This window comes from Streptomyces tibetensis (genome assembly GCF_007655005.1).
Classification (GTDB): Bacteria; Actinomycetota; Actinomycetes; order Streptomycetales; family Streptomycetaceae; genus Streptomyces; species Streptomyces tibetensis.
Genome location: NZ_SZVW01000012.1, coordinates 297,634 through 311,652, shown reverse-complemented (window position 1 = coordinate 311,652; position 14,019 = coordinate 297,634). Strand labels below are relative to the sequence as shown.

Annotated in this window: 8 protein-coding genes; 1 reads left to right on the top strand and 7 read right to left on the bottom strand. The window is 71.5% G+C overall.

Annotated elements, in window-relative coordinates; translation table 11 throughout:
• Positions 1-1,198, bottom strand: a 1,198-nt coding sequence (locus FDO69_RS22095; protein WP_138430143.1) for a maltotransferase domain-containing protein, incomplete at its 3' end; no start/stop codon positions are given.
• Positions 1,199-1,412: 214 nt separating this feature from the next.
• A complete protein-coding gene (locus tag FDO69_RS22090; RefSeq protein ID WP_104781579.1) occupies positions 1,413-2,615 on the bottom strand; it encodes a S8 family peptidase in 1,203 nt (400 codons plus the stop codon).
• 277 nt (positions 2,616-2,892) lie between these two features.
• On the opposite strand from FDO69_RS22090, the gene FDO69_RS22085 reads away from it, so the two are divergent.
• Positions 2,893-5,511 (top strand): glycosyltransferase family 1 protein, encoded by a 2,619-nt coding sequence (locus tag FDO69_RS22085; protein WP_104781593.1) that lies wholly within the window; start codon positions 2,893-2,895, stop codon positions 5,509-5,511.
• Between the two features lie 72 nt (positions 5,512-5,583).
• Here FDO69_RS22085 and FDO69_RS22080 read toward each other — a convergent pair whose 3' ends face one another.
• The 5 genes from FDO69_RS22080 to FDO69_RS22060 all read right to left on the bottom strand — a co-directional run bounded on the left by FDO69_RS22080 (position 5,584) and on the right by FDO69_RS22060 (position 13,940).
• The gene (locus tag FDO69_RS22080) at positions 5,584-6,114 is read right to left on the bottom strand and encodes a DUF1990 family protein (protein ID WP_389831717.1); all 531 of its coding nucleotides are present in this window, start codon (positions 6,112-6,114) and stop codon (positions 5,584-5,586) included.
• A 68-nt stretch (positions 6,115-6,182) separates the two neighbouring features.
• Positions 6,183-7,829, bottom strand: a complete 1,647-nt coding sequence (locus FDO69_RS22075) for a M4 family metallopeptidase (RefSeq protein ID WP_104781577.1) — start codon at positions 7,827-7,829, stop codon at positions 6,183-6,185.
• 250 nt (positions 7,830-8,079) lie between these two features.
• Positions 8,080-10,140 (bottom strand): M4 family metallopeptidase, encoded by a 2,061-nt coding sequence (locus FDO69_RS22070; protein ID WP_104781576.1) that lies wholly within the window; start codon positions 10,138-10,140, stop codon positions 8,080-8,082.
• A gap of 186 nt (positions 10,141-10,326) precedes the next feature.
• Positions 10,327-12,099, bottom strand: coding sequence for an ABC transporter ATP-binding protein (locus FDO69_RS22065; protein ID WP_104781575.1), 1,773 nt, complete (start codon positions 12,097-12,099; stop codon positions 10,327-10,329).
• A complete protein-coding gene (locus tag FDO69_RS22060) occupies positions 12,096-13,940 on the bottom strand; it encodes an ABC transporter transmembrane domain-containing protein (RefSeq protein ID WP_104781574.1) in 1,845 nt (614 codons plus the stop codon). Before FDO69_RS22060 ends, FDO69_RS22065 begins: the two co-directional genes overlap by 4 nt.
• Between the last annotated feature and the right edge of the window lie 79 nt (positions 13,941-14,019).

Below are 14,019 nucleotides of genomic sequence, written 5' to 3'. Positions count from 1 at the left end.
CGGCGTCGAAGGCGATGGGGTAGATGTCCTGGTACTTCTTCGGCGGGTTCTCCGCATAGGCGATGGTGCCGTCGGGGCGGTGGTGGAACCACTCCGGGTGCTTGTGCACCCAAGGGTGGTCCGGGGAGCACTGCAGGGCGAAGTCCAGCGCCACCTCCATGCCCAGCTCCCTGGTCTGCCGGACGAACCAGGTGAAGTCCTCCAGCGTGCCCAGATCCGGGTGGACGGCGTCGTGCCCGCCCTCGGGCGAGCCGATCGCCCAGGGCACACCGACATCCTCCGGACCGGGGGAGAGGGTGTTGTTCTTCCCCTTGCGGAAGGTGGTGCCGATGGGGTGGATCGGCGGCAGGTAGACCACGTCGAAGCCCATCGCGGCGATCGCCGGCAGTCTGCGCGCGGCGGTGCGGAAGGTGCCGTGGGGCTGCTGGGGGGTGCCTTCCGAGCGGGGGAAGAACTCGTACCACGAGCCGTACAGGGCCCGCTCCCGCTCCACGAGCAGGGGCAGCGGCTCGCTGCTGGTGACCAGGTCCCGCAGCGGATACCGGGCCAGGACCGCGTCCACCTCCGGCGTCAGCGCCGCCGCCAGACGAGCCGCCGCAGGGCGGTCCTCGTCCCGCAGGGCGTCGACGGCGGTGAGGATCACTGCGCGCAGTCCCTCCTCCTCGGGCACACCGGCCGCTGCCCGCTCGTACAGACGCGCGCCCTCCTCCAGGACGACGTCCGTGTCCATGCCCGCCGGGATCTTGATCTCGGCATGATGGCGCCAGGTACTGACCGGGTCCCCCCAAGCCTCGACGGTGAACGTCCACAGTCCCGGCTCTCCCGCGGTGACCGTGGCACCCCACCGGTCCGTCCCCGGGGCCAGCTCCCGCAGAGGCGCGAACGGGCCGGGGCGGCCTTCGGGGTCCTTCAGGACGACATTGGCGGCCACCGCGTCGTGCCCCTCCCGGAACACGGTCGCCGAGATCTCGAAGGTCTCGCCGGTGACGGCCTTGGCCGGCCGGCGTCCCTGCTGGACCGCCGGACGGACATCCAGGACGGGTATGCGCCCGATGGCGGTCGCGTCGCTCACGGCGGGTGGTGGCGCGGCCGGTGGACCGGCCTCGGCCGGGCGTGCGGGGCGTGTTTCGCCGCCGGGTGCGCGCGCCCCGGTGGTGCGGCGGCTGGGGGGTGCTGGCGAGTGGTGCTTGGCGGGCATGACCGCTCCTGTCCGCGTCAACGTGGGTAGGCGGATGTCTGTGGGGAGGTGGGTCCTGCATGGTGCTCCTGAGAGGGGTACCCGCAGGAGCCTTCCCACCCTATTCGGGTGAGCAATCCGGCACTTTGTTAACTACTCACGCGTATGTCGACACACAAGACCAGCCTCGTCCGCGACGGACGAGGCCGGCCCCTGACGTGGCTGCTCCATCGCCCTACGCGCGCGGCACCCGCAGTAATTTGTCCGGCGAACCGATGCCCCGGCCGGAGACCTTCCCGGTCGCCGCTGTGGCGGTCAGGGCCCCTTCGACCTGCGCCGGAGTGGCTTTCGGATGATCGGCCAGATAGAGCGCGGCCGCTCCGGCGGCGTGCGGGGACGCCATCGAGGTACCCGAAAAGGTTGCCCACGCGGTGTCGCTCGCGGCGGACGCGGAGGTGATGCCGACGCCCGGTGCGAACAGATCGAGGGCCGGACCGTCGTTGGAGAAGGCCGGTTTTCTATCCTCCCGGTCGGTCGCGCCGACCGTGAGGGCCTGTTTCACGCTCCCCGGGGAGTACAGACCGGCCGGCCTGCCGTCGTTGCCCGCGGCGACCGTGTAGGTGACACCGGAGGCGATGGAGGCGCGGACGGCGGCGTCCAGCCGTTCGTTGCGCGGTCCGCCCAGACTGAGATTGGCGACCGCGGGCTTGCGCGCGTGCCGGGTCACCCAGTCGATCCCGGCGATCACCCGGGCCGTGGTGCCCCTGCCCGCGGCGTCCAGGACACGCACGGAGACGATCCGGGCCTTCCTGGCGACGCCGTGGGTCGTCCCTGCGACCGTGCCGGCGACGTGCGTGCCGTGGCCGCCCGTGTCCAAGGCGACCCGGTCGTTCCCCACGAAGTCCCAGCCGTGGCTAGCCCGGCCGGCGAAGTCCCGGTGGGTGATCCGGACGCCGGTGTCGATCACGTACACCGTCACCCCGGCACCGGCCGACCGGGGCCAGACATAGCTCCGGTCCAGAGGCAGCCGCGGCTGGTCGACGCGGTCCAGCCCCCAGGACGGGGGCCCCTTCTGCACGCCGTCCAGGCGCACGCGGGTGTCCTGGACGACCGAGGCGACACGGGGGTCGGCGGCCAGTCGCCCGGCCTGTCTCTCGTCCGCGCGGACCGCGTAGCCGTTCAGGACCGTGCCGTAGGTGTGGCTGATCTCCACCCCGTACTTTCCGGCGAGGCCCTTTCCGGCCGCCGACCGGGCTGCCGTGCCCTCCTTCAGCGTCACCAGGTAACTTCCGTGCACGGAGCCGGGCGATCCGGCGCCGAGTATCCGCCCCTCCGGTACGGCGTGCGCGGGCAGGGTAGTGGCCGAAAACGCCGCGGCACAGATCGCCGCGGCCAGGCCCCCCGTCCGGCGCAGACGCCGCTCGCGCGTGCGAGCCATGGTCCGATGTCCCCTCCTCGACTCGGCGTACGGCGGTCGCGCGGCGCCGCGTGCGGCGGGGCACGGCCCGGTACGCCAGGGGCAGCCTCTCGTGGCGTATGAAGCACCACAAGGACGCCTATGGGGGTGGAATCGGCCATATCCGCGGATGGTGCTGTTCAGGCCGATCGGGGGTCGGGTGGCGGAGCCTCAGCGGCGGGGGCGCCGACGTGGGTACTGTCGTAGGAGACGTCGTCGAAGCCCTGCGAAATCCAGCGAACGCGCCGAGGTGGAACCCGTGAAGGCGATCCGTCGATTCACCGTCCGACCCGTTCTCCCCGAACCCCTCCGGCCGCTCAGCGACCTGGCCCGCAACCTGCGCTGGTCATGGCACGCGGAGACCCGTGACCTGTTCCGGTCCGTCGACCCCGAGCGGTGGGCGGCCTCGGGCGGCGACCCCGTCCGGCTGCTCGGCAGCGTGCCGCCCGCCCGGCTGGCGGAACTGGCCGGGGACCGCCCCTTCCTGCGCCGCCTGAGCGCGGTCGCCGGCGATCTGCACGACTACACCACCGGCGACCGCTGGTACCAGACCCAGCCCGAGGAACTGCCCGCCGCGATCGCCTACTTCTCACCCGAGTTCGGCATCACGGCCGCCCTGCCCCAGTACTCCGGCGGCCTCGGCATCCTGGCCGGCGACCACCTCAAGGCGGCCAGCGACCTCGGCGTCCCGCTGATCGGCGTCGGCCTGCTCTACCGGCACGGCTACTTCCGCCAGACCCTGTCCCGGGACGGCTGGCAGCAGGAGCACTACCCGGTCCTCGACCCGAACGAGCTGCCCGTCGTCCAGCTGGAGGAGCCCGACGGCACCCCCGCCCAGGTCGCTCTCGCCCTGCCCGGCGGCAAACAGCTGCACGCCCGCATCTGGCTGGCGCAGGTCGGCCGGGTCCCGCTGCTGATGCTGGACTCCGACGTCGAGGAGAACGACCTCGGCGAGCGCGGCGTGACCGACCGGCTCTACGGCGGCGGCAGCGAGCACCGGCTGCTCCAGGAGATGCTCCTCGGCATAGGAGGAGTCCGGGCGGTGCGGACGTACTGCCGGCTGACCGGCCATCCCGCGCCGGAGGTCTTCCACACCAACGAGGGCCACGCCGGGTTCCTCGGCCTGGAGCGCATCGCGGAACTCTGCGCGGACGGACTCGACTTCGATTCGGCGCTGGAGTCGGTCCGCGCCGGGACCGTCTTCACCACCCACACCCCCGTACCGGCCGGCATCGACCGGTTCGACCGCGAGCTGGTCGCCCGCCACTTCGGCCCCGACGCCGAGCTGCCCCGCATCGACGTCGACCGCATCCTGCGGCTCGGCATGGAGAGCTACCCCGGCGGGGAGCCCAACCTCTTCAACATGGCCGTGATGGGCCTGCGCCTCGCCCAGCGCGCCAACGGCGTGTCGCTGCTGCACGGCAACGTCAGCCGCGAGATGTTCTCCGGCCTGTGGCCCGGCTTCGACGCCGACGAGGTGCCGATCACGTCCGTGACCAACGGAGTGCACGCGCCCACCTGGGTCGCCCCCGAGGTGTTCCGGCTCGGGGCGAAGCAGATCGGTGCCCAGCGCGCCGAGGACGCGCTGACCGTCGGCGGCTCGGACCGCTGGGACGCGGTCGCCGACATCCCCGACCAGGACATCTTCGACCTGCGGCGGGTGCTGCGCGAGCAGCTCGTCGAGGAGGTGCGGGAGCGGCTGCGGGCGTCCTGGCGGCAGCGCGGCGCCCATACCGCCGAGCTGGGCTGGATCGACGACGTGCTCGACCCGGACGTCCTGACGATCGGTTTCGCCCGGCGCGTCCCCTCGTACAAGCGCCTGACGCTGATGCTGCGCGACCGGGACCGGCTGATGGATCTGCTGCTGCATCCCGAGCGGCCGGTCCAGATCGTCGTCGCGGGCAAGGCCCACCCCGCGGACGACGGCGGCAAGCGGCTGGTGCAGGAGCTGGTGCGGTTCGCGGACGACCCGCGGGTACGGCACCGGATCGTCTTCCTGCCCGACTACGGCATGGCGATGGCGCAGAAGCTGTATCCCGGCTGCGACATCTGGCTGAACAACCCTCTCCGGCCGCTGGAGGCCTGCGGCACGTCCGGCATGAAGGCCGCGCTCAACGGCTGTCTCAACCTGTCGGTCCTCGACGGCTGGTGGGACGAGTGGTTCCAGCCCGACTTCGGCTGGGCCATCCCCACGGCGGACGGTGTCGGTACCGACCAGGACCACCGTGACGACATAGAGGCCGCGGCGCTGTACGACCTGCTGGAGCAGCGGGTGACGCCCCGCTTCTACGAGCGGGGGCGCAGCGGGCTGCCCGACCGCTGGATCGAGATGGTCCGGCACACGCTGAGCCTGCTCGGGCCGAAGGTTCTGGCGGGGCGGATGGTCCGCGAGTACGTGGAGCGGCTCTACGCGCCGGCTGCGCTCTCCCACCGGGCCGTGGGCCCGGACGCGGCGCGTGATCTCGCCGAGTGGAAGACGAGGGTGCGGGCGGCGTGGCCGGGCGTCACCGTCGACCATGTGGAGACATCGGCGTCGGAGGTGCTGGCGGAGCTCGGTACGACGCTGGGGCTTCGGGTGCGGGTCGGTCTCGGTGAGCTCGGTCCGGACGACGTGGAGGTGCAGGTCGTCTCCGGGCGGGTGGACGAGGAGGACCGCATCGGGGACGCGACGGTTGTTCCCCTGAAGCCGGTGGGGTCTTTCGACCAGGACGGGCGCTGGGTCTACGAAGGGCCCTTGTCGCTGGATCGCACCGGGCCTTTTGGGTACACGGTGCGGATCCTTCCCGCACATCGGCTCATGGCTTCGAGTGCGGAGCTGGGGCTTGTGGCCGGGCCTTCCGAGGAGCTGGTGGCGGCTGCGGGGCTGTTGATGCGTTGAGTGCCGGCCGCCGGTGCGTGGGGGCTGGTGGCGCCCACGCGGCGGAGCCGCAGTCGATACAACCCCGCGCCCCTACGTGGGCTCGCCGGCCTGCGTCGACAAGTTCCTGAGGACGGTGCCGCACCTGCGGGCGTACGCGTGCTGGAAGCCCCTGGTCGCCGGGCCGCCCGCCTTGGCGTACCACTTGGCGGCCCGGCTGAACGCGTTCACCGTCAGCCACACCGTGCCGTCTCCCGTGCGGTCGACCACGAAGGACTCCTCGCCGGTCTCCGGGTGGCCCGGCAACGTGCCGTAGGCCCAGCCCGCCCGGCGGGGTTCCTCGACGGTCCAGACCACGCGGCAGGGGGCCTTGATCATGCCGGCGAGGGTGACGGTGACGTCCACGCCGGGAGCGGCACGGTCCGCGCTCGCGTCGAGGCCGACGCCCATCGCGCGGTGCATCTCCCAGGTGAGGACGGCCTCCGCGGCCCGGCGGAAGACCTCCTCGCCCTCTCCGAGACGGGTGCGTACGTTCATGGGACGGAAGCCCGGCGGGCAGAAACCCTGGTCACGGGTGGCGCCGACATCGGCGTAGGTGAAGTCCTGCGGATCCGTAGAAGACACGGTTCCCAAGAGTAAAGCGGTACCCGGACCCGCCTCGGGTCCGGGTACCGCCCGTGGTCGTGCTTCGGTCAGCCGACGTTGACGGCCGACCAGGCGGACGCGACCGCCTTGTACTCGGTGCTGGACGCGCCGTACAGCGCCGAGGCGGCGTTCAGGGTCGCCGTACGGGCCTGGGCGTACTTGGTCGTCGACGTCATGTACGTCGTCAGCGCCTTGTACCAGATCTGCAGCGCCTTGGTCCGGCCGATGCCGGTGACCGTGGAGCCGTTGGAGGTGGGCGAGTTGTAGGTCACGCCGTTGATCGTCTTCGAGCCGCTGCCCTCGGACAGCAGGTAGAAGAAGTGGTTGGCGGGGCCGGAGGAGTAGTGGACGTCCACGCTGCCGAGGCTGGAGGACCAGCTGTCCTTGGACGCGCCGTCCTTGCTGGGCTTGTCCATGTAGCGCAGCGGCGAGCCGTCGCCGTTGATGTCGATCTCCTCGCCGATGAGGTAGTCACCCTTGTCGGAGGAGTTGTTCGCGAAGAACTCGGCGCCGGCGCCGAAGATGTCGCTGGTGGCCTCGTTCAGGCCGCCGGACTCGCCGCTGTAGTTCAGGCCCGCCGTGGCCGACGTCAGGCCGTGGCTCATCTCGTGCGCGGCCACGTCCAGCGAGGTCAGCGGGTGGGTGTTGCCCGAGCCGTCGCCGTAGGTCATGCAGAAGCAGCTGTCGGACCAGAAGGCGTTGACGTAGCTGTTTCCGTAGTGGACGCGGGAGTAGGCGCCCTTGCCGTCGTTGCGGATGCCGTTGCGGCCGAAGGTGCTCTTGTAGAAGTCCCAGGTGATCTGGGCGCCGTAGTGGGCGTCGGCGGCGGCGGTCTCGGCGTTGGACGGGTTGCCGGTGCCCCAGACGTCGTCGGAGCCGGAGAAGAGGGTGCCGGTGCCGGAGGTGCCGCGGTTGAGGTTGTACGTCTTGTGGCCGCCGCGGGTGCCGTCCGTGAGGTTGTACGTCGACCCTGACTTGGTGGTGCTGAGGGTGACGGCGCCGCTGTAGGTGGTGTTGCCGGTGCCGGTCTCGATGCCCTGGTACTCGTAGAGCTTCTTGCCGGTGGCGGCGTCGGTGATGACGTGCAGCTCGTTCGGGGTGCCGTCCTCCTGGAGGCCGCCGACGACGGTCTCGTAGGCGAGGACCGGCTTGCCGTTCGCCGCCCAGACCACCTTGCGGGGAGCGGAGTCCGCCTCGGTCTTGGCCGACCCGGCCGCCTTGGCGAGGGTCACGGCCTGCTTCTCGGCCTTGGCGGCGGTGACCGCGGGCTTGAGCGAGGCGACCTTCAGGGTCGCCTCGGTGGCTCTGGTGACGCCCAAGGCCCCGCCGGACTTCGACTCGTGCACCACGAGGTCGCCGCCGAGGACCGGCAGGCCCGCGTAGGTGCGCTCGTAGCGGGTGTGGACCGTGCCGTCGGCGTCCTTCACGACGTCACGGACGACCAGCTTCTCCTCGGCGCCGAGGCCTATCGCGTCGGCGGTCCGCGTGGCGTCGGCCTGCTGCTCCTGGACGAGCGCGGTGCGGGCCTGCGCGGAGAGCAGGACGGGGGCGGCGGGGAGGGCCGGCTTGCTCGCGGAGTCCGCGGCGACGCTCATGCCCGAGCTCAGGCCGGTGGTGAGCAGGGCACCTGCGGCGACGGCGGTGGCGATGGCGAGCGTGGCGCGCTTTTGACGCGCGTAGAAAGAGGTGGACACACAAGCTCCTCGATGTGGGGGAAGTGCTGTGCTGCGGTGGTGCTGTGCGGGTGGGGGAAGAGTGGCACTACGGACGCGTACATGTCATGAGTCGACGTGATGTTGGCCGGAAGTCGACGGCCAGATGTACGCGAGGACACGTGAAACGGACGCCGCCCCGGGGGATTCGAACCCACCGGGGCGGCGCCCCGACTTCGAGGGCCTACAGGCCTGCGTACCTCCGGGTCTGTGGGCCTCCCGGCCTACGGACCTACGGGAACGTCAGCTTCCAGCTGTTGATGTAGCCGGTGTCGATGGCCGCGTTGTCCTGGACCCGCAGGTTCCAGACGCCGTTGGCCACCTCGGAGGAGGCGTTCACCGTGTAGGTGGTGTTGATGTTGTCGGCGCTTCCGCCGGTGCCGTACCCCTTCAGCGCGTACACGGTGCCGTCGGGGGCGACCAGGTCCACCTTGAGGTCACCGATGTAGGTGTGGACGATGTCCACCGAGACCTGGAGGTTGGACGGCGCGTTGCCCGTGCGGCCGGAGACGGTGACCGGCGAGTTGACCGCCGCCCCCCGGTCCGGGATCGCCACGTCGGCGGTGTTCTCGAAGGACGTGCCGCCGCCGCCTCCGCCGCCGGAGCGGGTGCCGACGTTGACGCCCGCCCACGCGTCCTGGACCGCCTTGTACTCGGCGCTGTCCGTGCCGTAGAGCTCACCGGTGGCCGCGAGGGTGCCGGTGCGGGCCCCCGCGTAGTTGGTGTTCGAGGTGAACTTCGTGGTCAGCGCGCGGAACCAGATCTTCTCCGCCTTGTCCCGGCCGATGCCCGTGACCGGAAGGCCGTCCGAGGTGGCCGAGTTGTACGTGACACCGTTGATGGTCTTGGTGCCGCTGCCCTCGGAGAGCAGGTAGAAGAAGTGGTTCGCGGGGCCCGACGAGTAGTGCACGTCGACCGAGCCGATGCCCGAGTACCAACTGTCCTTGGACGCGCCGTCCTTGCTGGGCTTGTCCATGTAGCGCAGCGGCGAGCCGTCGCCGTTGATGTCGATCTCCTCGCCGATGAGGTAGTCACCGACGTCGGAGGAGTTGTTCGCGTAGAACTCGACCGTCGATCCGAAGATGTCGGAGGTGGCCTCGTTCAGGCCGCCGGACTCGCCGCTGTAGAGGAGGCCCGCGGTGTTGGACGTGACGCCGTGGGTCATCTCGTGACCGGCCACGTCGATCGACGTCAGCGGGTGCGTGTTGCCCGACCCGTCGCCGTAGGTCATGCAGAAGCAGCTGTCGGACCAGAAGGCGTTGACGTAGTTGTTGCCGTAGTGGACCCGGGAGTAGGCGCCGACACCGTCGCCCTTGATGCCCGAACGCCCGTGCACGTTCTTGTAGTAGTCCCACGTCAGCGCGGCGCCGTAGTGCGCGTCCGCGCCCGCGGTCTCCGCGTTGGACGGGCTGCCGTTGCCCCACACGTCGTCCGGGCCGGAGAACAGCGTGCCGGTGCCGGAGGTGCCGCGGTTGAGGTTGTACGTCTTGTGGCCGCCGCGCGCGCCGTCCGTGAGGTTGTACGTCGACCCGGACTGCGTGGTGCCGAGCGTCACCGTGCCGCTGTACATCGTGTTGCCGGTGCCGGTCTCGATGCCCTGGTACTCGTAGAGCTTGGCGCCCGTGGCGGCGTCGGTGACGACGTGCAGCTCGTTCGGGGTGCCGTCCTTCTGGAGGCCGCCGACGACGGTCTCGTAGGCGAGGACCGGCTTGCCGTTCGCCGCCCAGATCACCTTGCGCGGCGCCTTGTCGACGTCGGCGCTCTTGGCGTCGTCCGCCTTGGCGGCGGCCAGCGCCTGCTTCTGCGCCTTGGCGGCGGAGACGGCGGCGGTGGTGGTGGCCGGCTTGATGGCGGCGCGGGTCGCCTTGACGACCGCCTTGGTCGCACCGGACTTGGCGGCCTTGACGACGAGGTCGCCGCCGAGGACGGGCAGGCCGTCGTAGGTGCGCTCGTAGCGGGTGTGGACCGTGCCGTCGGCGTCCTTCACGACGTCACGGACGACCAGCTTCTCCTTGGCGCCGAGACCCAGGTCCCGGGCCGTCTGCGCCTTGCGGGCCTCGGCCTTGCGGATCAGCTCGGCGCGCTGGGCGGGGCTGAGCTTGACCGATTCCGAGCCGGGTATCGCCTTGCTCGCGGCCGGCGGTGTCTTCTCGGGGGCCGCGAGGGCCGTGCCGCTCTGGACGGCGGCGGCCATCAGCGCGGCGACGCCGACGAGGGCCACCGCCGCGGTGCGGCGGGGGGTGTGGGGAGTGCGTCTGTGGGAGGTGCCTCTTCGTGAGGAACTGCTTCTCAACACTGACTCCTTCTGCGGGACCGGGGGTCGCCCGGCCTGGGGAGGTGGAGGTGTTGCTGTGGGGTTCCTGTGGAGCAGTCGTGGGAAGCGTGGCAGGGGAGTGCGCTTTCTGTCAGGACCGCGTCAAAAGTATGGCCGGAAACGGTTCGTTGTCCGGAAGTTCATGTTCGCTATACGGACGCGTCGCTACACGGGCGCTTCACCGTCCTCGGGCAGATCCCCGTGCCAGGAGTGCCACAGCGCCGCGTAGGCACCGCCGGCCGCCACCAGCTCGTCGTGCGTGCCCAGTTCGGTCAGCCGGCCGTCCTCCATCACCGCCACCCGGTCGGCGTCGTGCGCGGTGTGCAGCCGGTGCGCGACGGCGATGACGGTGCGCCCCTCGAGGACGGCGGCCAGGGCCCGCTCGGTGTGCCGGGCGGTCGTCGGGTCGAGCAGCGCGGTCGCCTCGTCGAGGATCAGCGTGTGCGGGTCCGCCAGCACCACACGGGCCAGGGCGAGTTGCTGCGCCTGCGAGCCGTCGGTACGGTGACCGCCCTGGCCCAGCGGGGTGTCCAGCCCCTGCGGCAGGTTTCGCACCCACGCGTCGGCGCCGACCACGGCCAGCGCGTCCCACAACCGCTCGTCGTCCGCGGCCGGTTCGGCGATCCGCAGGTTGTCGCGGACCGAGCCGAGGAACACGTGATGCTCCTGGGTGACCAGGACGACCTGACGGCGCAGCCGCTCCGGGCCCAGCCCGACGACCGGCACGCCGCCGACCGTCACCGAGCCCGCGGTCGGCGCGTCGATGCCCGCCATCAGCCGGCTCAGCGTGGTCTTGCCGGCCCCGGACGGCCCGACCATGGCGAGCCGCTCACCGGGCCGCACCGTCAGATCGACACCGCGCAGCACCTCGACGCCCCCGTCGTACGCGTAGCGCACCCCGACGACGTCGATCCGGTCACCGTCGGGATCCGGGCAGTCGCCCTCCCCGTCGGCCCGCGGTGCCCGGGCGAGCCCTTCCACCCGGGCGAACGAGGCGCCGCTGCTCTGCAGTTGCTCGACCCGGACCAGGATCTCGTCCAGCGGGTTGCTCAGCTGGTGCAGATACAGGGCCGCCGCCACCACCGCCCCGAGACTCATCGCGCCCGAGGAGTGCAGCAGGCCCCCGATCACCAGCACACCGGCCACGGGCAGGACGTACGACACCTCCACCGCCGGGAAGAACACGCTGCGCAGGTGGAGCGTGTGGAAGCGGGTGCGGCGGGAGGTCTCCAGGGCGTCCCGGCTCGCGGCCGTGCGCTGCCTCTCCAGGCGGAACGCCTCGACCGTGCGGGCGCCGGACGCGGTCGCCGCGAGGATCTCCGCGACGTCCGAGGTGGCCGCGCCCTCGGCGAGATAACCGTCCCGCGCCCGGCGCAGGTACCAGCGCAACGCCGCCTGGATCGGTGCGAGTCCGAGCACGCCGAGGGCGCCGAGCAGGGGGTCCAGGAGGAACACCGCGCCGATCAGGAACAGGCACTGGACGAGGTTGACGAGCAGGACCGGGCCGGCGTCGCGCAGGGTGTTGCCGACGGTGGTGACGTCGGAGGTGCCGCGGGCGGTGAGGTCGCCGGTGCCGGCTCTCTCGACCACCGAGGCGGGCAGGGCGAGGGCGCGGTCCACGAACCGCTCTCGTACGCGGGCCAGTGTCCGTTCGCCGAAGCGGTGACCCACGTAGCGGGCCCAGCGGGCCAGGAGCAACTGGGCGAGGGCGCACAGGAGCAGGGCGAGGGCGAGCCGGTCCACGGCTCCGGCTCCGTGGCCCGCCCGTACGTCGTCGATCATCCGGCCGAGCAGCCACGGCCCCGCGAGACCGGCGAGGGCGGCCAGGGCGTTCAGAACGAGGACCGCGCAGAAGACCCGGGTGTCCGCCCGGACGAGGTCCAGCATCGCGCGCCGGACATCCTGCCGTGCGGCGACGGGGAGATGGGCGCCGGTCATCCCAGGGCCTCCTCGGTGGCCTGTGCCCCCATGGCTGGTTCTTCGGTGTCCCGTGCCTCGGCGTCCCGTGCCTCGGTGTCCCGGGCCTCGGTGTCCCGTGCCTCGGTGTCCCTTGCGACGACGGCTCGGTAGTCCGGGGTGGATTCCAGGAGTTCGTGGTGGGTGCCGGTCGCCGCGACCTTGCCGTCCTTCAGGAAGCGGACGGTGTCCGCGTGGTCGAGGACCAGGGGGGAGGTGGTGGTGACGACCGTGGTCCGGCCCTGTCGTGCCGCGCCGAGCCGGGAAGCGACCGTGGCTTCCGTGTGGGCGTCCAGGGCCGAGGTGGGTTCGACGGCGAGGAGGATCTCCGGGTCGGCCAGAAGGGCTCTTGCCAGACGGACGCGCTGGCGTTGGCCGCCGCTGAGGTTGCGGGCCTGTGCGGTCATCGGAGAGTTCAGGCCCTCGGGGAGGCCTTGGACGATGTCCTCGGCCGCGGCGGAGTGGAGCGCCTTCCGGGTTGCCGGGTTCTGTCGTGCGGCGTCCGCGGGTTCGTCGCGGTGGCTCGCGTGGTTCCCCGCGCCCCTCGGGGAAGGGGCGATCATCTCCTGGAGTGTTCCGGCGAACAGGTCCGCCTCGTGGTCCGCCAGCAGGATGCGGGTTCTGACCTGGGCCAGGGCGATGTCGTCCAGGCGAGTGTCGCCCCACATGGCGTTCGACGGGGCATAGCGGGCCAGGCGGTCCAGGACGGCCGTGGCGTCCGCGGGGTGCTCCGCCACCAGCGCCGTGAGGCGGCCCGGCCGGATGCGCACGCCCGACTCGGGGTCGTACAGCACCGAGGGTTCGGACGGGGCGTCCCGGGTGCCGGTGTCGGGCACCGGCTCCAGGCGCAGGAACCGTACGACCCGCCGGGCACACACCAGGCCGCGGCTGATCTGGTAGCCGCACTCCACCCAGAAGGACACCGGGCCGACCAGGACCGCCACATAGCCGTAGACCGACACCAGCTCGCCCACGGTGATGTGGCCCTGCGCGGCCAGACGCGCCGCGAGCCAGGTCACCACCGCAAGGAACAGGGTCGGCAGGCCGATGCCCAGGGCCTGGACCCAGCTGGTCACCGCGCCGACGCGGTAGCCCTGTTCGCGCAGCCGCCCGGAGTCCCGGCGGAAGGCGTCCGAGATCAGGTCCTTGCCGCCGAGGCCGGCGAGGACCCGCAGGCCACCGGCGAGGTCGCCGATGCGGGCCGTCAGGACGCCCTGGCGTTCGCGGTACTCCGCTTCCGAGCCCTGCAGCCGGCCGAGCAGCGGGCCGACCAGCAGCACGAGGACCGGAATGCCGAGCAGGACGACCGCGGCGAGGAGGGGAGAGACCGAGATCAGCAGGAGGGCCACGACCAGATAGGCCACGACAGCGCCGACGCCGGGGCCGACGACCGTGAGGGACTGGCTGATCGTCTGGACGTCACCCACGCCGATCGTGACGACCTCACCCGCGCCCATCTGCCGGGACAGGGCCGACCCGAGCCGGACCGCCTGGCCGACGACGACCTTCACCGTGCGGAAGTTGGCGTCCATACGGACCCGGGTCATGGTGCGGTGCCGCATGATGCTCAGCCAGGCGTTGAATGCCCCCACCGCGAACAGCGCGCCGCTCCAGAGCACCAGCGCGCTCATGTCGCCCGGCTCCAGGCCGTCGTCGATCGCCCGGGACATCAGATAGGGCGTGGCCGCCAGCAGCACCATCCACACACTGCCGAACATCGCCCCGGCGGCACACCGCCCGGGCTGCCGCATGACCAGCCACCACAGGTACCGGGCGCCGCCGCGGTGATCGGGTGTGCCGGGGTCCTCGTACGCGTCGATCATCCGCCGTGCCCTCCGCTGCCGCCGTCCTGGGTCGTGTCCGCAAAGTCCCGTCGTTCGCCCGGAGGGCGGGCCCCGCGGC

Bases quoted from the DNA above. Each gene is read 5' to 3' on its own strand.
- FDO69_RS22090 (WP_104781579.1), bottom strand. From the start codon at position 2,615: ATGGCTCGCACGCGCGAGCGGCGTCTGCGCCGGACGGGGGGCCTGGCC.
- FDO69_RS22060 (WP_104781574.1), bottom strand. From the start codon at position 13,940: ATGATCGACGCGTACGAGGACCCCGGCACACCCGATCACCGCGGCGGC.
- FDO69_RS22065 (WP_104781575.1), bottom strand. From the start codon at position 12,099: ATGACCGGCGCCCATCTCCCCGTCGCCGCACGGCAGGATGTCCGGCGC.